Origin of the sequence: Planococcus donghaensis, assembly GCF_001687665.2 — a bacterium.
GTDB lineage: Bacteria > Bacillota > Bacilli > Bacillales_A > Planococcaceae > Planococcus > Planococcus donghaensis.
Window position 1 is genome coordinate 228,465 of record NZ_CP016543.2, and the last position, 21,281, is coordinate 249,745.

The 21,281-nt window shown below is 40.4% G+C and carries 25 protein-coding genes; 24 read left to right on the forward strand and 1 reads right to left on the reverse strand.

What is annotated here, in order from left to right; translation table 11 throughout:
- Positions 1–4 precede the first annotated feature (4 nt).
- The 21 genes from BCM40_RS01210 to BCM40_RS01310 all read left to right on the forward strand — a co-directional run bounded on the left by BCM40_RS01210 (position 5) and on the right by BCM40_RS01310 (position 16,503).
- Positions 5–1,258 carry a flagellar hook-length control protein FliK gene (locus BCM40_RS01210; protein ID WP_065527518.1) on the forward strand — a complete coding sequence of 418 codons (1,254 nt, stop codon included), beginning with the start codon at positions 5–7 and terminating at the stop codon, positions 1,256–1,258.
- Between the two features lie 16 nt (positions 1,259–1,274).
- Positions 1,275–1,706: a flagellar hook assembly protein FlgD gene (gene flgD / locus BCM40_RS01215; protein ID WP_065527517.1), complete on the forward strand. Its 432-nt coding sequence runs from the start codon at positions 1,275–1,277 to the stop codon at positions 1,704–1,706.
- A gap of 54 nt (positions 1,707–1,760) precedes the next feature.
- Positions 1,761–2,528, forward strand: a complete 768-nt coding sequence (gene flgF, locus BCM40_RS01220; protein ID WP_065527516.1) for a flagellar basal-body rod protein FlgF — start codon at positions 1,761–1,763, stop codon at positions 2,526–2,528.
- Positions 2,529–2,551: 23 nt separating this feature from the next.
- A complete protein-coding gene (locus tag BCM40_RS01225; protein WP_008431761.1) occupies positions 2,552–2,767 on the forward strand; it encodes a flagellar FlbD family protein in 216 nt (71 codons plus the stop codon).
- A 13-nt stretch (positions 2,768–2,780) separates the two neighbouring features.
- A complete protein-coding gene (gene fliM, locus BCM40_RS01230; protein ID WP_065527515.1) occupies positions 2,781–3,764 on the forward strand; it encodes a flagellar motor switch protein FliM in 984 nt (327 codons plus the stop codon).
- Complete coding sequence (gene fliY / locus BCM40_RS01235; protein ID WP_065527514.1) at positions 3,754–4,809, forward strand: flagellar motor switch phosphatase FliY; 1,056 nt, start codon at positions 3,754–3,756, stop codon at positions 4,807–4,809. The genes fliM and fliY overlap by 11 nt, the downstream gene beginning before the upstream one ends.
- A 26-nt stretch (positions 4,810–4,835) precedes the next feature.
- The gene (locus BCM40_RS01240) at positions 4,836–5,477 is read left to right on the forward strand and encodes a flagellar biosynthetic protein FliO (RefSeq protein ID WP_083394450.1); all 642 of its coding nucleotides are present in this window, start codon (positions 4,836–4,838) and stop codon (positions 5,475–5,477) included.
- Positions 5,474–6,163 carry a flagellar type III secretion system pore protein FliP gene (gene fliP, locus BCM40_RS01245; protein ID WP_008431770.1) on the forward strand — a complete coding sequence of 230 codons (690 nt, stop codon included), beginning with the start codon at positions 5,474–5,476 and terminating at the stop codon, positions 6,161–6,163. The genes BCM40_RS01240 and fliP overlap by 4 nt, the downstream gene beginning before the upstream one ends.
- Positions 6,164–6,179: 16 nt before the next feature.
- Positions 6,180–6,449: a flagellar biosynthesis protein FliQ gene (gene fliQ / locus BCM40_RS01250; RefSeq protein ID WP_008431772.1), complete on the forward strand. Its 270-nt coding sequence runs from the start codon at positions 6,180–6,182 to the stop codon at positions 6,447–6,449.
- 6 nt (positions 6,450–6,455) lie between these two features.
- On the forward strand, positions 6,456–7,235 hold the full coding sequence (fliR, locus tag BCM40_RS01255) for a flagellar biosynthetic protein FliR (RefSeq protein WP_065527513.1): 780 nt from the start codon (positions 6,456–6,458) through the stop codon (positions 7,233–7,235).
- The gene (gene flhB / locus BCM40_RS01260) at positions 7,236–8,324 is read left to right on the forward strand and encodes a flagellar biosynthesis protein FlhB (RefSeq protein ID WP_008431775.1); all 1,089 of its coding nucleotides are present in this window, start codon (positions 7,236–7,238) and stop codon (positions 8,322–8,324) included.
- Positions 8,325–8,348: 24 nt separating this feature from the next.
- Positions 8,349–10,388: a flagellar biosynthesis protein FlhA gene (flhA, locus tag BCM40_RS01265; RefSeq protein WP_065527512.1), complete on the forward strand. Its 2,040-nt coding sequence runs from the start codon at positions 8,349–8,351 to the stop codon at positions 10,386–10,388.
- Entirely contained in the window at positions 10,385–11,494 is a 1,110-nt protein-coding gene (flhF, locus tag BCM40_RS01270) for a flagellar biosynthesis GTPase FlhF (protein ID WP_065527511.1), read from the forward strand. The genes flhA and flhF overlap by 4 nt, the downstream gene beginning before the upstream one ends.
- Positions 11,487–12,356, forward strand: a complete 870-nt coding sequence (locus BCM40_RS01275) for a MinD/ParA family protein (protein WP_008431780.1) — start codon at positions 11,487–11,489, stop codon at positions 12,354–12,356. The genes flhF and BCM40_RS01275 overlap by 8 nt, the downstream gene beginning before the upstream one ends.
- Before the next feature lie 35 nt (positions 12,357–12,391).
- On the forward strand, positions 12,392–13,150 hold the full coding sequence (locus tag BCM40_RS01280) for a FliA/WhiG family RNA polymerase sigma factor (protein ID WP_065527773.1): 759 nt from the start codon (positions 12,392–12,394) through the stop codon (positions 13,148–13,150).
- 29 nt (positions 13,151–13,179) lie between these two features.
- Positions 13,180–13,617, forward strand: a complete 438-nt coding sequence (locus BCM40_RS01285; protein ID WP_083394451.1) for a DUF6115 domain-containing protein — start codon at positions 13,180–13,182, stop codon at positions 13,615–13,617.
- Complete coding sequence (locus BCM40_RS01290) at positions 13,618–14,055, forward strand: YaaR family protein (protein WP_065527510.1); 438 nt, start codon at positions 13,618–13,620, stop codon at positions 14,053–14,055.
- Between the two features lie 20 nt (positions 14,056–14,075).
- A complete protein-coding gene (locus tag BCM40_RS01295; protein WP_065527509.1) occupies positions 14,076–14,426 on the forward strand; it encodes a PilZ domain-containing protein in 351 nt (116 codons plus the stop codon).
- Positions 14,427–14,571: 145 nt separating this feature from the next.
- Positions 14,572–15,336, forward strand: a complete 765-nt coding sequence (locus BCM40_RS01300; RefSeq protein WP_065527508.1) for a hypothetical protein — start codon at positions 14,572–14,574, stop codon at positions 15,334–15,336.
- A 47-nt stretch (positions 15,337–15,383) separates the two neighbouring features.
- Positions 15,384–15,848, forward strand: coding sequence for a hypothetical protein (locus BCM40_RS01305; protein WP_065527507.1), 465 nt, complete (start codon positions 15,384–15,386; stop codon positions 15,846–15,848).
- 25 nt (positions 15,849–15,873) lie between these two features.
- Complete coding sequence (locus BCM40_RS01310; RefSeq protein WP_065527506.1) at positions 15,874–16,503, forward strand: NUDIX hydrolase; 630 nt, start codon at positions 15,874–15,876, stop codon at positions 16,501–16,503.
- A gap of 60 nt (positions 16,504–16,563) precedes the next feature.
- Here the strand turns inward: BCM40_RS01310 and BCM40_RS01315 are convergent, their stop codons facing one another.
- Complete coding sequence (locus BCM40_RS01315) at positions 16,564–16,935, reverse strand: DUF3899 domain-containing protein (protein ID WP_065527505.1); 372 nt, start codon at positions 16,933–16,935, stop codon at positions 16,564–16,566.
- Between the two features lie 136 nt (positions 16,936–17,071).
- On the opposite strand from BCM40_RS01315, the gene BCM40_RS01320 reads away from it, so the two are divergent.
- From BCM40_RS01320 to opp3C, 3 genes are all read left to right on the forward strand, one after another.
- Complete coding sequence (locus BCM40_RS01320; RefSeq protein WP_065527504.1) at positions 17,072–18,715, forward strand: peptide ABC transporter substrate-binding protein; 1,644 nt, start codon at positions 17,072–17,074, stop codon at positions 18,713–18,715.
- 570 nt (positions 18,716–19,285) lie between these two features.
- Positions 19,286–20,215: an ABC transporter permease gene (locus tag BCM40_RS01325; RefSeq protein WP_008431790.1), complete on the forward strand. Its 930-nt coding sequence runs from the start codon at positions 19,286–19,288 to the stop codon at positions 20,213–20,215.
- Positions 20,212–21,270, forward strand: coding sequence for an oligopeptide ABC transporter permease (gene opp3C / locus BCM40_RS01330; protein ID WP_065527503.1), 1,059 nt, complete (start codon positions 20,212–20,214; stop codon positions 21,268–21,270). Before BCM40_RS01325 ends, opp3C begins: the two co-directional genes overlap by 4 nt.
- Positions 21,271–21,281 lie beyond the last annotated feature (11 nt).

The window sequence follows — 21,281 nt, forward strand, 5'->3', positions numbered from 1 at the left end:
CGACATGGAAGCGCTAAAGCCTGTTTCTCAACAAACCATTAGCCTCTCCCCCAAAACATCTGCTGGACCAGTTGCACCTAAAGCAATGTTTGCTTCTTTACTCGATTCGTTAAATGCAGAAACAGCAGTGCCTAATGCTAGCGCAGAAAAAGCATCGATAGAAGAGTTAATCACAAGTTTAGAATCCTTTTTAGCATCTTTGGAAGAAGTGCCTGTCGAAGAGGAATCAGCTGAACAACTGGAAATTCAGTACGCGATTTTTCAGCTACAAGAGTTTCAAGCTGAAAACAAACAAAGTGGAGTAATCGGAATTAGCCAGGCAGACGTGAAAGCATCCGGCGATTCTAGTGAAGTAGTTAAGCTGCTCGAGAAAATTCAAGAGACACTACAAACTTTAGTCGGTAAATCAACGGTGGAAACCGATAAACCTCTAGTAGTTAACGACTTAGCACGTATCACGAAACAACTAGACGAATTAATCGGGATGTTTGAAAAACCACAGTCTGCAATCAAAGCGGCCTCATTGCTAAAAACAATGGAACAAGAAATACCGATTTTTTCAGTAACTGAAGAAAATCGTTTAGTAAAAGAAATTCCTAAGCTGGTAAGTGAGCTGCTAGAACCGGTAAAAGACACTCCAAAATTAGCTGTTGAAAACAAAGAACTAGTAAAAGAAAGTGGAGCACCCGAAGTGAAAGTGGCTCAAGAACCTCCTTCTCAGCCTTTGTCTATGGCAGCAGATGCCGGTAAATCTGGAGCAACTCTTAGTAAAGCAGAAGCTGCTACACAACCTGTACCAGTTGTGCGATTACCGAATCTTTTAGAAGATTTGAGTGGGATGCTGAAAAACTCAATGCGAATGATAGAAAGCCAAGAAGGCACCAAAATGCGAGTCAATATTTTCCCGGAACATTTGGGTCATTTAGAAATTTTATTGACATCAACAAATGGCAAGTTGGCCGCTCAAATCATGGCAAGCACGCCAATGGCAAAAGAAGCACTTGAACTCCAGTTAAATCAGCTTCGAGTTTCGCTAATTCAACAAGGTGTAGAAGTAGAAAAAATTGAAGTATTAGAGCAAAGTTCGCAGCAAGCTTTTAGTCAGCAACAACCTCGTGAACAACAACAATTCACACAACAACAGCATGGCAAAACTACACGCACCAATAATAGCTATTTTCAATCTGAAGATGAACTGGTTAGAGAAGCGAGAAAACCACTGTCTGAAGGCTTTATGAAAGTGGATTACACCGTATAGAAGAAAGGGTGTTTAGATGAATATTTCGACAGCAACAAGTGGAATAGCTACTGCGTCAGCTTCGGCTACTAAAGAAGAACCGACAAATGCACTTGGACAAGATGCTTTTTTGAAAATTTTAGTGACTCAAATGAAACACCAAGATCCAATGGAACCTTTGAAAGACACGGAATTTATTGGCCAAATGGCACAGTTTACAAGCTTAGAGCAATTGACCAACTTAAATAAGACGATGACGCAATTTGTTAGCAGTCAAGGAAGTTCTTCGTTAGCAGATTATGCGCATTTAATCGGAACATCCGTTAAATGGGAGTCGGAAACCGGATCAGGCGAAGGAATGGTCAAGGCTTTGTCTAGCAAGAATGGGGAATTGTTAGCTGAACTTGAAGGGTCGGATACAAAGGTACCAATCGCTTCTATTATTCACATTGAAAAAACCGAAGGATAAGTAAATGAACAAGAAACTAGGTGATAAACCTAGTTCTTGAAAGGGGAAAATTAAATGTTACGTTCAATGTACTCAGGTGTGTCAGGTATGAAAAATTTCCAAACAAAATTAGATGTTATTGGTAACAATATCGCCAACGTCAACACAATCGGTTATAAAAAAAGCACAATCAACTTTCAAGATTTACTCAGCCAAAATATGTCGAATAGCGGCACGAACCCGATGCAAGTTGGACTGGGAACAACTACTTCTGCCATTAACGTAAATCATAACCCAGGTTCAGTTATGTCTACGGGTATTGAAACAGACTTAGCCATTATGGGGAATGGATTTTTTGTAGTACAAGATCCAGAAGCACCCGGTGCAGATGGTCAGTTTCTAACTCGCTCGGGCAGTTTTAGTGTCACAACAGCTGGTAATTTAGTTACAGCTCAAGGGTATAACGTGTTAAATAGCGCAGGAGCACCAATCAACGTAGCGGGCTATGATTCGTTCAGCATCAATCGTTCGGGTGAAGTAGTGGGAAGACAAGCAGACGGTACAGAAACGACAATTGCATTTGTTGGTATATCGAACCCTGAAAATCCTGAAGGTTTGAAAAAAGTCGGAGGTTCGATGTACGAAGTGCCACCAAATACGCCAACACAAACAGCTGCACTAGCGAATACAGAAATTGGCTCGGGTATGTTGGAAATGTCGAACGTTGACTTAACAGAAGAATTCACAGAAATGATCATTGCACAGCGTGGCTTCCAAGCAAATTCACGAACCATAACTACTTCTGATGAGATTTTACAGGAAGTTATGAACTTGAAACGTTAATAGAGGAGGCTTAGCAAATCGATATGATTCAATTAACTAGGTTAAACCGATCTGCTATCGTTTTAAACGCAATTTATATTGAACGAATAGAATCGACACCCGATACATTGGTGACGTTAACAACAGGAAAGAAACTCCATGTATTGGAAACAGTAGAGGAAGTTATGGATAAAGTAACGGTTTATTACCGGAAACTGAACATTTTACCTCGTTTGCATGAGCCGAACTTGGACGAATGAGGGGGCGAGCAAGTTGACAGATGTTTTATCAGACAAAAATATGGAAGCCATTCTTTCAACCTTAGGAGAAAAAAGCCCAAAAGGGGTTGAAAAGAAAAGAAATGTGCAAGCATACGATTTCAAAAAAGCTTTACGTTTCTCACAAGATCAGATTCGTACTTTGTCTCGTATTCACGAGAACTTTTCTCGCTTATTGTCCTCTTATTTTTCAGCCCAACTTCGCACGTATGTCCAAGTTGGGGTGGAAGTTGTAGCGGAGATTTCTTATCACGAGTTTGTTGATAATGTCCAGAAAAAATCAATGTTAGGAGTTTTCGAAGCCGCACCGCTACAAGGCAGTATGGTAATGGAATTTTCTCCAAACGTGGTCCATGTCATGTTCGATCGACTTTTAGGTGGACAAGGACATGTTTTAGAAAAAGACAGCGAATTAACAGAAATCGAAATCAGCGTTATTGAACGTGTATTTGCTAAAGCACTGGATTGTTTTCAAGAAGCTTGGTTATCGGTAGTGAAACTGTCACCAGAACTTAAAGAGATTGAAGTCAACTCACAATTTTTGACTACCTCTCCACCCAACGAAACGGTTATTCTGGTCAAGTTGCAAACAAAGATAGGAAATGTAGAAGGCGTTATTAATATTTGCTTACCCCACGTTGTGCTGGAGCAGATTTTGCCGAAGTTATCAGCAAAACATTGGTTAGCAAATCAGAAAAAAGCGATCGAAGCGCATGAAGTGATTGCTTTGGAAGAAAAGCTTCATGGCACCAAAATGGAAATTAAAGCTGTACTGGGCCAATCCATGATAGAGTTTGGGGATTTTTTGAATTTGAAAAAAGGGGATGTGATTCGTTTGGACGAATCGTACGATTCTCCTGTAACACTACAGGTAGATAATAAGTTGAAATTTTATGCACAGCCCGGTGTTTCAAAAGGGCGAATGGCTATACAAGTAACAGAAGTATCCGCGCAAGGAATTTTCTTCAATGACGAATAGCCAAAATTCCTTAGAAGAAATCGCGAGCTTACTGAATCAAAAAGAGACGGGGGTGACGACCATGTCAGAAAGTTCATTGACGAAAACAGAAAAAGAAGCAGTCACTGAGCTGTTGAATACTTCACTAGGCGGGTCTGCTGCCGTGCTGTCTTCACTACTTTCCGAACAGGTTTTTGTGACTTCACCAACGTTGAAGATCAAGGAAAAAGATGAGATTTTCGCTTCTGCTACTGCACCGTTTTACGTAGCACTTGGAGAATACACGGGCGCTGCTACTGGAATGCAAATTTTAGCTGTTTCAAAAAGAGAACTCGATGTAGCACTAGTAACTGGGCAGGATCTTACAGAAGAAGACACCAAGTTTAAAGCAGTTCAAGAACTAATTGAACAAATGTTTGTCGCGGTTGCGCAGTCGATGTCTACATTAATGGAAAAAGAAATGGCTCACTCTTTAACGGGCGTAGATATTGTTAACCAAATTGAAGATTTTTCTGTAAATAATTTCACAAAAGAGCAGTGGTTTACGGAATCAGAATTCCAGATAAATGTTAGCAGCAAGCAAAACATTCGCTTGCATCTGTACCTGCCTGTGCTATTTGTTAAAGTTTTAGTATCTATGTTAAATGAACAGTTTGATGAAGAAGAACAAGGAACGAAGGAGGCAGGTGAAATGCCAAAACAGTCAGCGTCAGGCTTCCAATCAGAAGAACAAAGTCCAGAAGCACCAACAGTACAAAATGTTCAATTTTCAAGCTTTGACAACACAGATGTCGCGTCTTCAGAAACGAACAACCTAAACTTGTTACTGGATATTCCACTTCAAGTTACAGTGGAGTTGGGCCGGACAAAACGCATGGTTAAAGACATACTGGAAATTTCACAAGGGTCTATCATAGAACTGGATAAATTAGCGGGTGAACCCGTCGATATTTTAATCAATAACAAGCTAATTGCAGTCGGAGAAGTCGTTGTCATCGATGAGAATTTCGGTGTGCGTGTGACAGATGTACTGAGCACAGCTGAACGAATTTCAAAACTGCGGTAATGACTGATAAAAGGGGTTTATGAAGAGTGAACAAATTATTCTATGTCTACATGTCGCTACTCATGGCAGTTCTACTTTTTAGTGTATTGTCGCTACCGTTAGCTGCTCAAGCCAGCCCCAATGTTGTGGAATGGCTAAACAACGAAACACCGACAGAAGAAGTGCCGGCGGAGTCTGTAGAAGAAACAACTGTAAAAGAAAACAGTCTAGCAGGCATTATCGGTCAGTTAGCACTTTATACATTATTGATCGTAGTGTTGATTTATGGACTCATTAAGTTTTTGGCAGCACGTCAAAAAAATCTTCAACCCAATCAAGCAGTCCAGTTAATGGGCGGAACACCTCTTGGCAACAACAAATCAGTGCAATTGATAAAAGTAGGTGGCCAAATCTACTTGATCGGTGTTGGGGATGAAGTTACGTTGATCAAGGAGTTTTCAGTAGCATCAGAGATTACCACGATTGAACAAGATTTTGAACAGCAATCTGGACTCTCCAAAAATCTTCGCGCTTTTAGAAAGAAAAAGAATAAAAATCTAAAAAGCGATCATGAAGAAGGCTTAGAACAATTGTTCAGTCAAAGTTTAAACAAACAAAAGACCAAACAGCAGTCACTAGAAAAAGAGTTTGGGCAAGGACTGTATGAACGGGAAGGACGTCGGTTATGATTCCGGAAATTTTATCTTCTATCAATATTCCGGGGATTGACTTTGGCGCAGAATCACCTGAAGATGTCTCCTCCACGCTCCAACTGCTGGCGTTATTAACAGTTTTATCGTTAGCGCCAGGCATTCTCATCATGATGACCAGCTTTACACGCATTATTATCGTCTTATCATTTGTCCGCACAGGACTCGGGACACAGTCGATGCCGCCGAACCAAGTGCTGGTCGGCTTAGCACTCTTTCTAACATTTTTTATTATGTCGCCTATAGTCGTGGAGATGAACGACACGGCACTCCAACCTTATTTGGACGGAGAGATGGAACAACAAGAAGCATTAGATACAGCTGTTGTGCCATTAAAAGAATTTATGGCAAAAAATACGCGAGAAAAAGATTTGGCCCTGTTTTTTAAATACGCAGAGCTAGAAAAACCGGATAGCATTGAAGAGATTCCACTCACTTCTTTAGTTCCGGCATTTGCTATTAGTGAAATGAAAACCGCTTTCCAGATCGGCTTTGTGATTTTTATTCCTTTTTTGATTATCGATATGGTGGTGGCGAGTACACTCATGGCGATGGGGATGATGATGTTGCCGCCAGTTATGATTTCGTTGCCATTTAAAATTCTATTGTTCGTCTTAGTGGATGGCTGGTACTTAATAATCGAATCGCTGCTGGTCAGCTTTTGACGAAAGGAAGAAAACAATGACTCCAGATATGGTGATCAAACTAGCCGAACAATCGATTTTTACTGTTATTCTTATATCTGCTCCGATGCTATTAATCGCGTTAGCGGTCGGGTTATTGGTCAGTGTTTTCCAAGCCATGACGCAAATTCAAGAACAAACACTGGCGTTTATTCCAAAAATATTGGCGGTCTTTATCGCACTGGTGGTCTTTGGACCGTGGATGTTGACCTTGCTGCTAGATTACACACGAGATTTGTTTGAGCAGCTGCCAAGAATTATCGGGTAATCGGGTATGAATGAAATTTTTGACATCCTGCCTTATTTTTTACTTATGCTTGTTCGGTTGACAAGCTTTTTCTTACTAGCTCCCGTATTTTCCATGCGAGGTGTACCGACGCAATTTAAAGTCGGAATCGCTGCTTTTTTAGCCTTTGTGGCCGTTTCGACCTTGCCAATCGGAGAAACAATTTTACTGGACTCATCTTATTTCTTATTAATTATTAAAGAGTTAGCAACCGGTTTGGCACTTGGCTTTACCGCAGCGCTTGTGTTGTATACGGTGCAAATTGCAGGAGCGTTTATCGATTTTCAAATGGGATTCTCGATGGCAAACGTACTAGATCCACAAACAGGTGCACAAGTACCGATTATCGGTCATTTCAAGTACATGATGGCGTTGTTGTTCTTATTGACTGTAAACGGTCACCATTTGATGCTTGATGGCGTTATGCAGAGTTTGCGTGTATTTCCTGTAGAACGGTTAGCCATTTCGGTGGAAGCTGGGGATATTGCCCAGTTTATGACAAGCTTATTTGTAGAAATGTTCATGATTGCACTACAAATTGCGTTGCCAATTGTGGGCGCGTTATTTTTAGTAGATATTGCGCTTGGTATTTTAGCGAAAACCGTGCCTCAGTTAAATATTTTTGCTGTTGGGTTGCCGTTGAAAATTTTTGTGGGCTTTATCATGCTTTTTCTAACCATGCCGGTGTTTTTCTATATCTTGCAGATTCTCTTTGAGAAACTCTTGGTGAGCATGGCTCAACTGATCAGTTTATTAGGAGGAACATAAGTGGTAAAACGATATCCCTTAGATCTGCAATTTTTTGCTGGTGAGAAAACTGAAAAAGCGACGCCGCAAAAACGTCAGGAATCTAAGCGGAAGGGCCAAGTAGCGAAAAGTCCGGAAGTCGCCGCTGCCATGATTATTATTGGTGGAATCGTATTGCTAAATTCAATGGGTGGCTGGATGATGGACCGGATTTTAGCTATTTACCGCATCCATTTTACGCAATATATTTCCTGGGAAATAACACCCGCGACGATTCGAACTTTGTTTGAACAAATGGCAATGAATGCATTTTTGTTAATGTTGCCTATCATGCTAGTTGGGATGATTTTTGGTTTTCTAGGGAACTTTATCCAAGTAGGCGCGATTTTCACGGCAGACCCCATTATGGCAAAGTTTGAACGGCTAGATCCGATAAAAGGGGCTAAGCGAATTTTCGCCCTTCGCGCTTTAGTCGAACTGGGAAAATCACTTTTGAAAATTGCCATCATCGGAGGTGCTGCATTCGGCGTACTCTGGGTTGGCAAAGATGAATTGTTTACGTTATCACAGAAAAGCATTGGTTATTCATTTTCCTTTATTGGCTCACTGGTTTTTCAAATGGGCTTGATTGCAGGGCTAATTTTGTTGAGTTTATCCGTCCTGGATTACATTTATCAAAAATACGAATTTGAAAAAGGCATTAAGATGTCAAAACAAGACATTAAAGATGAATACAAAAAAGCGGAAGGCGATCCGCTGATTAAATCCAAAATAAAAGACAAGCAACGTCAAATGAGTATGAACCGCATGATTCAAGATTTGCCAAGTGCCGATGTGTTAATCACCAACCCTACACATTACGCCATAGCGATTAAGTACGACGCCGAAACGATGGAGGCTCCGGTCATCATTGCAATGGGGAAAGATTACTTAGCGTTAAAGATTAAAGAAAAAGCAAAAGAATTTGGCATTGTGACGATGGAAAACAAACCTCTTGCACGAGCGCTTTATGCTCAAGTTGAAGTTGGAGACGTGGTGCCAGAAGAATTATTTCTGGCTGTGGCCGAGGTTTTAGCATATATTTACCGATTAAAAGGAAAAGTTCGATAATAAAGGATAGAGGAGGGGACCCGCGTGAAATTCAGAGATTATGCCATCATGGTAGCCGTTATCATGATTGTGGTGATGATGGTCATCCCTCTTCCGCCGCTCTTGTTAGATGTATTAATCATGATCAATATCAGTCTTGCCTTAACCATTCTATTGGTGGCAATGAATACAAAAGAACCGCTGCAATTTTCTATTTTTCCTACATTACTATTATTAACAACGTTGTTTCGATTAGGATTAAACGTTTCAACGACTCGTTCGATTTTAACCAATCAAACAGGTGGGCAAGTGATTGAGACATTTGGTTCATTCGTGGTCGGGGGAAGCGCCATTATTGGTATTTTGGTCTTCCTAATCTTAGTGATTATCCAGTTTCTTGTTATCACAAAAGGGTCTGAGCGAGTAGCCGAAGTTGCTGCACGTTTTACGCTTGACTCGATGCCAGGTAAACAAATGAGTATTGACGCTGATCTTGGTGCGGGTATGATTTCGGACCAAGAAGCCAAACACCGTCGTGAAAAAGTCGGCTCAGAAGCGGATTTCTACGGGGCTATGGACGGTGCCAGTAAATTTGTTAAAGGAGATGCCATTGCCGGTATCATTATTACCATCATCAATATTATTGGTGGTCTATTAATTGGTGTCATGGTCCATGGTTTGCCGTTTGGAGAAGCTGCTCAGCTGTTTGCACTGTTATCTATTGGAGATGGTTTGGTTTCACAAATTCCTGCGCTCTTGATTTCAACAGCGATGGGTATTGTTGTGACACGTGCCGTATCCGACGGTAATTTAGGTTCAGATATTACGAAGCAACTTTTTGCGTATCCAAAGATGTTGTACATTGTTGCCGGAACGTTAATGATGTTTGCAGTCTTTACGCCGATTAGCCCGATGTTAGTAGGTCCGATTGCGGCCGTTATTGCTTATGGCGCATTCCAAATGCAACGAACATTAACGTCTGAAGAAAAACAGGAAGTTGAAATAGGCAAAGACGATAAAGAAATAGAGGGCATGAAAAGTCCTGAAAGTGTCATCGACTTGTTGCACGTAGATGCCATTGAATTTGAATTTGGTTACGGCCTTATCCCGATTGCCGATAAAAATCAAGGAGGCGATTTGCTCGATCGTGTCATTATGATTCGTCGTCAATGTGCGATGGAGTTAGGCATAGTTGTTCCAGTTATTCGAATACGTGACAATATCCAATTGCAACCAAACGAATATGTGATTAAGATCAAAGGCAACCGTGTGGCATCAGGCGAAATCATGCTGGATCATTATTTAGCGATGAGCCCGGGTGTTGACGATGAATCAGTAGAAGGCATTGAAACGGTTGAACCCGCCTTTGGCATGCCCGCCTTATGGGTAGATGAAGACATGAAAGAAGAAGCAGAAATGGCGGGCTACGCCATTGTCGATCCACCGTCTGTTGTGTCGACTCATTTAACCGAAGTGATCAAACGTCATGCCCATGAATTGATCGGCAGACAAGAAGTGAAATCACTCATTGAAAACATGCGTGAAACGGCACCAGCAGTAGTCGAAGAATTGGTGCCAAACTTAATGACTATTGGTGAAGTTCAAAAAGTGCTGATGAAATTATTAAAAGAAAAAGTATCGATTCGCAATTTGTTGGCAATTTTAGAAACACTAGCCGATTATTCCTCGCAGACAAAAGACACTGATTTATTGACTGAGTATGTTCGCCAAGCTTTATCTCGACAAATCACTTTGCAATACGCAACACCAAAAGAACCGCTGCAAGTCATCACAGCAGGAGCAAGTCTTGAAAAGAAATTCGCTGATTCGGTGCACCGGACAGAGCAAGGTAATTTCTTGTCTATTGACCCGGAATCTTCCCAGACGATTTTTCAGAGAATCACAGAACAAGCAGCGCAGCTTCAGCAAAGCGGCGTTCAACCCATTTTACTGACGTCTCCTGCCATTCGCATTTACATGAGACAATTTGTTGAACGTTTTGCACCGGACCTGCCCATCTTGTCCTATAATGAATTAGAACCGGAAATCGAAATTCAAAGTGTTGGAGTGGTGAACATCTCATGAGATTAAAAACATATATCGTCAGCACAATGGCTGAAGCAATTCCAATGATCAAACGGGATTTGGGTGAAGACGCGTTAATACTAAATACGAAAAAGATCAAAACGGGTGGATTTCTAGGGCTTTTCAAAAAAAACAAGCTAGAAGTTACGGCTGCTATCGATCCAGGAGCAGCTAAAAAACGCAAACAAATCGAAGAATTAGAAGCGGAACCCCCAGCAGCTTCACATGTGCAGCAAGATGCCTCAGCTGACTTGATCAATGAACTAAAAAACATTAAGCAGTTTATGGTGCACCAAATCAATCAAGAAAATCTTCCGAAAGAATTACAAGTAGTGAGAGAGCGATTAACACAACAAGAAGTTGTCGTTGATGTTCAAGAAAAATTAATTGAAAAGTTAATGACAAGAGACGAGTCAGAGACAGCACCTGCTATGGAGAATACGTGGCAAGTAGCTCGCGAAAAGCTAATCAGCATGATCGTAGAAAACCAAACCCAACTTGCTACTGAAAACCCAAGAATTACGTGTTTTATTGGGCCGACCGGTGTTGGGAAAACGACGACAATTGCTAAAATTGCAGCGAGTCATACATTAAATAGTGATAAAAAAGTAGGATTGATAACAGCTGATACGTACCGTATCGCGGCTGTTGAGCAATTGAAAACTTACGGTGGCATTTTGAATATTCCAGTCCAAGTGATTGAATCGGCAGCGGATTTAACAAAAGCAATTGAGGATTTTGAGGATTGTGACATTATTTTAATTGATACTGCAGGACGCAATTATCAACAAACGGAATATGTCGAAGAGTTAAAGAATTTGTTGCCGGCTGACAGCAATGTGCAAGTGCATTTAGTGCTGAGCCTCACCGCTAAGTACGAAGACATGAAAAGAATTATAGACAACTTCCAATCGATTTCGCCGAATGAGTTGCTACTAACTAAAAAAGATGAAACAGGCTCTTCAGGAGCCATATTGAACTTGATTTGTCATTACGATATTCCAATCCGTTATATTGCAAATGGACAAAATGTGCCAGATGATTTATTGGCACTCACTCCTGAATTGGTAGCGGATTTTGTCATGGGGGAAGAAAATCATGCTTGACCAAGTGAGCCAGTTAAGAGAAAAAATGTTGAAGAAGAAGTCTGGAGTCCTTGATTTAAAGCCCATAAAGAAAACTAGAGTATTAGCCGTTACGAGTGGCAAAGGCGGAGTGGGGAAAACCAATTTCGCGTTAAACTTTGGTTTAAGTCTCGTCGAACAAAATAAAAAAGTCTTGATTTTTGATGTGGATCTTGGCTTTGCCAATATTGATGTGTTGCTCGGGCAAATGCCACGGGAAACGATTGCTACCATGATTGAAAAAGATTTAACGGTTTACGACATTATTGAAGAAGGTCCGAATGGCTTACTGTTTATTTCAGGCGGGAACGGCTTTAATGAGTTGTTTCGAATGGATGATTTGAAACTTAAGAAGTTTTTCCAAGAATTAGGGACGCTTCAAGGTCAAGTTGACTACATCATATTGGATACAGGTGCCGGATTGTCTTATGAGAATCTTCGATATATTTTGGCTGCAGATGATGTGATTTTAGTAACCACTCCCGAGCCAACTTCGATTACCGATGCGTATTCGATTGTAAAAATGGTCCATGGAAAAGATCCCAACGTTCACATGAAGCTAGTGGTAAATCAATGCGTTAGTTTGAAAGAAGGACAGCGAACAGCTGCCAATTTCAAGCAAGCAGCTGAGCAGTTTTTAGGGAAAGAAATTGGAACGTTAGGATCTATTCCTAACGACTCCCATATTCCAGAAGCGGTGAAAAAGCAGCAACCGCTTATGTTGGCCTACCCATCTAGTGAATCGGCAATAGCCATTCGCCAAATGACTGGAGAATTTCTACAACTTCGGATGCCTTATAAATTAGGCCTGAAAGGGTTTATCATGAAAATGTTATTTAAATAAGAGCGGCTTATCGCTTGGAAATGGTGGTGAAAATCATGCTGAATCATAAATTATCAAAAGAAGAGCTTGTTTGTTGGAGTGACTGGCAACAACACCGTGACCCAGATGCTGGTGAATACCTAGTGGAACAGTATCTTCCTTTGGTCGATTACGTGATTCAACGATTCATGATCAGTTTGCCCAAGACTGTCGAAAAAGATGACGTTCGCAGTTATGCTTATGAGGGATTGCTCGATGCTCTCAGCAAATTCAACATTGAGAGAGATTTGAAATTTGAAACTTATGCTTCTTGGCGTATTAAAGGAGCCATCATTGACGGGCTTCGTCAAAGTGACTGGCTACCGAGGTCCGTTAGAGACAAAGTAAAAAAAATTGAAAAAGCCTTTCTGTTATTAGAGCAACAAAGCAGTGCTTCAGTTTCTGATGAGGAAGTCAGCTCTTATTTAGGGATTACAAAAGCAGAACTCAATAAAACAGTTTCTGAAGCGGCTTTATCAACAATGATATCAATGGACGACGAGAATTTTGAAGAACAAGGAAAGCTGGTAAATTACCACGTGGCTTCACCAGAGCGTCATTTATCAGAACAAATAATGAAAGAATCATTGGTCCGTGCGATTGAACGCCTGCCAGAAAAAGAAAAAATTACAGTGTCCTTGTGTTATTTTGAAGAAATGAAGTTAACGGAAATCGCCGAAATTCTAAACGTTAGCGTCTCGAGAGTATCTCAACTTCACTCAAAAGCGATGCTCCGATTACACGCTTCAGTTTTATCTGTACATGACAATTACTAAAAGTAAAAAACAGATTGGAGGCCAAAGTGATGACAATGGAATATTTATTAATTGCGGGGAGTATTTTTCTGTTGTTGCTAAATCTCTTGTTGATGCTGACAGTCAAAAGTAAGAGAAACGATGAAGGCTCAGATGGAGTCTATGAAAGTATGGCCAATTTTGTAACGCAACTCGAAGAAGAAAACAATGAACTTTACGATAAATTAATCACCTATATAAAAAATAGTGAAATGCAACTATCAGAACGAATTAAGCAATTGGAAAAAAAAGATGTTTCAACGTTTCTTGAGCAAGCTATGCCTTATGAAACGTCTATAGAAATAGAAAAGATTATGCAGCTTTCTAAACAAGGGTTTTCTTCTAAGCAAATTGCTAAAGTGCTGCAAATCGATTATGGCAAAGTAGATCTTATTGTTCATATGAATAGCATGAAGCGAAGCAATTACAAAGGGAATGGAGTGTTGTAATTGCGTATTGATAGCCAAACGACTATTTCAAACGACAGGGTTTCTAAACAATTAACCAATAGCAAAACGAATACTCCTTTTGCCTCTGCTATGAACAAGTCTCAGTCAAAATTACATCACGACTCGTTAAATCGTTTAATGGAACATGTAGATAAACAAGGCCAAAAGCTAGCAAATCAGCGAACCTTTGAAAACTTGGTTAGTTATAAACAAGCAGTAAAGAAATTTGTTAGTGAATCGGTTCAATATGGTCTGCATCTATCAGATGAACAAAGCTTTACTTCAGACGGTAGTATAAAGCCCCAACAAATTGTAAAAATTATCGATAAAAAACTAATTGAAATCCAAGACCAAATATTGGATAATGAAAAAGAAGGTATCGGTACTTTAGATCTAGTTGGTGAAATCAAAGGGTTGCTCATTAACTTATACATGTGAGTAAGGATGGAGAGGGCGAAATGTCGGATAATCGTCGAGAGTTTTTTCGAGTTAGTTTCAATCAAGCTTTAAGTGGAAAAGTTTCAGTGTACGGAGGCAGTTTTTTACCGATTCAAATTTATGATGTAAGTGCAGGGGGCCTAGTATTTTCTTCTCCTCTCAATCTCCCAATCGGAGAAAGCGTATCTTGTAGCTTTGAATTATTAGAGAAAGACTTTTTACTTGAAGGATCGATTGTACGAAAGGCAACAGGAGTAGATGTAGTGGAATGCGGAGTAGAATTTTCTGTGAGCCAAGGAGCATCTTCGGAATTATTCAAGCAACTAAACTACTATCAAATTCGTCAGCGAAAAAGTTTATTGGATGATTAACTTCACCACCTCAAAAAAGAGCAGGCCATGTGCCTGTTCTTTTTTATTTCGTAAAATTAGATAGAAAGTGGTTTTCCTTGCGAGAAGGAATTTCAAAAGAAAAAATAGAAGTAATAGCCAAGCGAATAAGAAAAAGAAGGTGGATATGATAGAAGCACCAGCAGCAATTCTTACGGTATGGCACCAGTTTGATGGCTTTCCAGTGGAGACGTTGACCAAGGCTTGGTACTACCAGCGCTCAGGAGAGAATAAGCAACGTAGCGTGGAACAAATGCAGAAACATTACCATCAGTACAAGATCACAGGAAATTGTTTTGATTTGGCGATTTGGTTGCTGTCAGCTTTTGATGCGGAGGGTGTTAAAGCGTATCCAATAGGCAGCCACTTGAAAACAGTACAAGCTCATGCAGCCATACTTGCTGAAGATCAATCTGGTCGGAGATTTTTATGTGATTTGGGGGACCAATGGATTCAACCAATTTTAATCGACTTTACGAGTAAAGCGTTTGATAGCAATAAACAGACGGGTTTTTTCCCGGGAGCGGAAGTGCAAGTACGGCCGGTTGAAAAAGGATTTGAGATTGTGTATTTTCGACCGAATGGCAAAAAGTCTAGTCAAGTTTATATGACAGAACCCATTGAACGTGATTACTTTTGGGAAGCAGCCGAATATTCTCAACATCACATTCACCCGGAGCCGCTGGTGGAAGTTCGGTTACAGGAAAAAGGTGAAACGGTTCATTGGGAATTTGATAATTGGCATAGCTTTCGGAGTACGAAAACGGGACTGTATCGGGATTCAAATGTTGAGACCTTACAAGAATGGGTAGCAAGAATTCATGAAAAAACACAGTATGATAAAGAATTTTTACTAGAAGCTTTAAGTTACTATGAAGATTTAAAACAATGAACAATAGTATTGATAAGCTGCAATAAAAAAGGGCAGGTGACACATGTATGGAACTTAAAACACAATTGCAGTTTGAACTGACAGAGTTTGTAGACAATCGAGGAGAAGAACGAATCCCGGTTATTGGTAATTATGATTATTGGCTCTTGCTAATGGAATATTTTCTGGCCAAATCCGATAGTTTTGAAATTCATTGTTGGAACGAAGAAGTGGTCGCCATTGAAGAATTTACGTCAAATGTGCCAGGGCTTTTTGAAATTACAGTAAAAGATGGCATGACGATTTTTACGGGTTTACTAACTGTAGAAATCGCTGAATTTTTGATCACGCGTCCTATGAAGCGAGAAAGAAGGCTGGCTTGGTTTGCCGTGTTTTTAAGTAATGGCGAGCAACATGTTTTTTCTTCCGAGCAGTGGGGAACGGAATTTTTTGTGCCGGATGTAACCGAAGAAGATTTGTTGTTTATTAAACATGTTGCACCTGATGGCACTCTTTTTAATCAATATACTTAATACTATGGAAAACGAGGCAATAAAAATGGAAACGGAAAACTTACGTATTTACGATGAACACCGAGTGGCACAAGGCGTAGCGAGTCGGCAGGTGGTACATGAAAAAGGTTACTGGCATGAAACTTTTCATTGTTGGGTGGTTAGTCGCGAGAAGGATAGAGATATGATTTATCTGCAGTTGCGCAGTAATGACAAAAAAGATTTTCCTGGTCTGTTTGATATTACAGCTGCAGGACATTTGTTAGCAGATGAAACAGTTAAAGACGGAGTTCGAGAAGTACGAGAAGAGCTTGGACTCAGAGTGGAGTTTAACGAACTCTTCCCTCTTGGTACCATTCAAGATCAACTAGCTATAGGAAATTTCGTCGACAATGAGCATTGCCATTGCTTTTTATATCGCAAAAAAGACAACTATGACGAAACGTTCGAGTTACAAAAAGAAGAAGTTGCGGGTATGGCAAAAGTTGATTTTAGAGAATTGGCGGCGTTAATTGCAAGAGAGAACGAGAGAATAGAAGTGGAAGGGTTTTTGTCAACGTTAGAAGAAAGACAATATTTTAAGAAAGAGATTAGCTTAACGGATTTGGTGCCGCACAGCACCGGCTATCTAGAAAAGATTATAGAGCAAATCGAAATCGCCTTAACCGGAGAATAAGATCTTTGTAATGGAAAACGGCAACGCCTTTTGGAGGCGTTGCCGTTTTTTACTAGTCGATTAAGTTAAAAAATAGATAGCAGATGAGATCAATAAACTCCCAATGCAAAAGAGTAAGCCAACTTGTAGAAAAGATGCGCGATCAGGAAATTCTTTACGGAAACTTACGGATTCTAACGAACGTTTTTCACTTTCTCGAATGAGTTGATCTTTTTTATTTGTTTTTGCAAAAAAGTTTCGAGTGCTTTTTAAAAACGCTGTAAAAAACTGTCCTTCGACTAATACCATCACGGAATAAATCATTAATAATAATAGGCCAATCAAAAATAATGCGTCAAACCAAGCTACGAGAGTCCATTGCTTATATAGAAGGAAGGGTGAAACAAGTGAAACACTCAACGAAATAAATAATAAAATAAGTTTGAAATTCATGAGGTATATTCCTTTCTAGTCTTAATTAAAGATTACCATGCCATATATATATTTGAAAATTTAAACATCTTGTTGCCTATTTGTACAATAACAATTATGATTAATAAGAATTATCAAAATAATTGGGGGTAGGAATATGTGGAGAGAAAGAAAAACACAAATTTTCATGATCATGATTGCATTTGTTTTATTCTTAGCAGGCTGTAACTTTAATTCTTCAGACAGTTCGAATGAAGAAAGTGGCGGCTCAGAAGGGGAAGCTGGACAAGTATTAAACATCTCAACTGCAGCAGATATCCCTACGTTAGATTCTACAAAAGCACATGACGGCATCGCCTTTACGGTATTGAATAACGTCAACGAAGGTCTTTACCGCCAAGACGAAAACCATGAACCAATTGAAGCTTTAGTAACAGACCATACAGAAAATGAAGACAAAACTGTTCATACGTTTACATTGCGCGATTCAAACTGGAGTAATGGAGAACCGGTTACTGCACAAGATTTCGAATTCGCTTGGAAACGTGTAATGAAAGATGCAAGCCCATATAGCTTTATGTTTGTTACAGCAGGCATTAAAAACGCTGAAGCGATCATGAACGAAGAAATGGACGCAGAAGATTTAGGGGTTAAAGCACTTGATGAAAAAACGTTGGAAGTTACATTGGAAGCAGCTAACCCATTGTTCCAATCATTAATGACGTTCCCAACCTTCTTGCCTCAAAACCAGAAGTTTGTTGAAGAGCAAGGTGATCAATATGCATTAGAAGCAGAAAACATCCTATTCAACGGACCATTCACATTAGTAGACTGGACGCATGAGCAAGGTTGGAACTACGAAAAGAACGAAGACTACTGGGATGCAGATGCAGTTAAGTTAGACGCGATTAATGCATATGTAGTAAAAGACCCGGCAGCAGGTATCAACTTATACGAAACAAACAAAGTGGACCGCGTCGTATTAAGTTCAGAAGCAGTTGATCAAAACAAAGGCGACGAAAACTTTGAAACAATTTTAGAGCCGGAAATCTTTTTCCTACGCTTTAATCACAACCATCCGGTACTAGGTAATAAAAACATCCGTAAAGCCGTTAACATGGCAATCGACAAAGAAAGTTTAACAGAAGTTATTTTGAAAGACGGTTCTACAGCTTTAAACGGTGTGGTTCCAAAAGGATTCTTCCAATCGCCAGCAGGTGAAGATTTCCGCGACTTAAACGGAGATTTCAACACAGGCACAGTAGAAGAAGCACAGAAACTGTGGGAAGAAGGGCTTAAAGAAACTGGTGCAACAGATGTAGCGGTTTCGATTAACATTGCAGACTCAGAAGACCACAAAAAAGTGGCTGAGTATATTCAAGCACAATTGGAAGACAACCTTCCTGGATTTAAATTGAATATTAAAGCTGTACCATTTGCGCAACGTTTAGAAATCGAAAAAGCGATTGAATACGATTTGTCTCTATCTTCATGGGGACCAGATTACAGCGATCCAATGACTTACTTGGATATGTGGTTAGAAGGCGGATCTGCTAACCGTATGGATTATTCAAATGAAAAAATTCAAGAATTGGTTGCATCAGCAAGAACGGAAACGGATGCTGAGAAACGTTACCAAATGTTGTTGGAGATTGAAAAAGTCTTGCTAGAAGAAGATGCAGCAATCGCACCTCTTTACCAAGGTGGAACAGCTGTATTGATGAGAAGCAAAATTAAAAATCTATTAGTGCACCCAACAGGCGCTTCATTCTCGTACAAATGGGTGACGATCGAAGAATAAAACAGGTTTGCAGCTTATAGATACGAGGGTGTAGCCGGTTTCCCGGGCACCCTCGTATTTTTGATGGTTTAAGAGAAACTAAATTTGTTAGCTTTTATTTAGAAAATGAACAAAGTGAGGTTCTACAACTGGTACTTCCAGTAAACTAAATTAGCGACGGCGCGTCCACGGGCTAGGCGAAGCTATGAGACGAGGGGTTTTCTCGGCTCGTAGCGGGAGCCATGCCCAAAGCGGCCGGAGCGATGTATAACAGGTAGCTTGTTACTTGAGTTTTCTTATATATCATTTTTTGCATCTTGTTTGTCTAGCTACAGCTGCCAGATTCTCGGGGTCATAAGCCACCTCGGCTGTGCGACTGAAACCATGTCGCTTCGCCAATGCATCTTATGCCCGTCGAATCTAAACGGCAGCTTGCGCTTTTCATGTCTAGCTCCAGCACCCAGCTCTTAGGGTCATAAGTCAACCCAGCGGCGTGGCAAAGAACGCCACTCTGCTGGTCTGTCTTATGCCCGTCAGAGCTACATGGGTGCTTGCGCTTTTCATTTCACCCTATAGAACTGAGGTGTTCATATGACACGTTATTTACTGCAGCGAATTGGCTTTATGCTTATTACGCTTTTCATTATTGTCACAGCGACGTTTTTCTTAATGCAGCTCTTACCAGGAACACCGTTTACTAATCCAGAAAAATTAACGGATAGCCAATTAGCGATTTTAAATGCTAAATATGGACTGGACCAACCTGTTGCTATGCAATACATACAGTACATTGGGAACTTGCTTCAAGGGGATTTGGGGTATTCGTTCCAACATGAAGGACGGACGGTTACAAGTATGATTAGCGACCGGATTGGACCTTCTGCATTTATCGGCCTCCAAGCTTTAGTGTTTGGTGCTGTTGTTGGATTGTTACTCGGAATTGTTTCAGCTTTAAAACATAACTCGATTTTGGATTATGGTTCCGTAACCTTGGCTGTATTGGGAATGTCGATTCCGTCATTCGTCTTTGCGGCGTTATTGCAATATTACGTTGGCGTTAAATTGGGTTGGCTGCCTGTTGCTTTATGGGAAGGTTACTCCAGTACGCTGTTACCATCCATCGCTTTGTCCGTGACGGTCACAGCGACTGTTGCCAGGTTTATCCGCAGTGAGATGCTTGAAGTAATCGGACAAGATTATATCATCACAGCGAGAGCAAAAGGATTAAAAGAAAACCAAGTAATGGTCAAACACGTAATCCGCAATGCGCTAATTCCGGTTGTGACGATGTTAGGGCCACTGGCGGTTTCAATCATGACAGGTACGTTAGTGATCGAAAAGATATTCGCCGTACCAGGACTAGGTGAACAATTCACGTTATCGATTCTTGTGCTCGACTACAGCGTAATTATGGGAATCACCATCTTTTATAGTGCGTTGTTTATTTTTGTGGTCTTTGTTGTAGATATCATTTACAGCTTATTGGATCCACGTATTAACTATAAGGGGGGAGCGGCATGACCAAAAATACACCAAACCTTCCTCCGCACCAAGATTTGCAAGTACAAAACCAATATGCGTATGATGAAATTCCATCAGACTTATTTGTGAAAGCACCGCTTGACCAACGAAAAAGTGAAGAAATTGGAACGCCTGCTGTTTCTTTTTGGAAAGAAGCGTTTCAACGTCTCATTAAAAACAAGGGAGCGATGATTTCATTAATTTTGCTGGTCTTCTTAATTGTTTTAGCGTTAATTGGACCCGGAATGAACGAATTTTCTTATCGCGAACAAAACTTAGCACATTCTAATTTGCCACCAAAAATTGAAGGGTTAGAGTGGATGGGCTTTAACGGATTAAACTCACAAGGCGTCGATCAATACGCGGAGCGAGATGTTCAGATCAATTATTGGTTTGGAACTGATGAATTTGGACGCGATCTTTGGACGCGTGTGTGGAGAGGAACGCAGATTTCGCTGTTTATCGCTTTAGTAGCAGCGGCCCTCGATTTGGTGATAGGTGTGATTTATGGCGGTATTTCTTCTTTTTATGGAGGGCGTATCGATAATGTGATGCAGCGAATCATTGAAATTTTAATGGGGATTCCAAACTTGATCGTTATTATTTTATTTATATTGGTGCTAGAACCTGGAATTACATCGATTATTTTGGCGATGGTCATAACGGGATGGGTTGGAATGGCGCGTGTGGTGCGTGGCCAAGTGCTGCAGTTGAAAGGTCAGGAGTTTGTATTGGCTTCACGGACACTCGGAGCTTCAAACCCAAGGCTTATTTCCAAGCATCTTTTGCCGAATGTTATGGGACCGATTATTGTCACGGTGATGTTCACGATTCCAACGGCGATTTTCTTTGAAGCCTTTTTAAGTTTTATCGGACTGGGGCTACAAGCACCACTGGCATCTCTTGGGGTACTCATTGAAGATGGATACAAATCGATGCGTTATTTCCCATATAAATTAATTTTCCCGGCGTTAGTGATCAGCATTATCATGATTTCTTTCAATTTGCTTGGCGATGGACTGCGTGATGCACTCGATCCGAAAATGAGAAAATAAAGGAGTTCCGA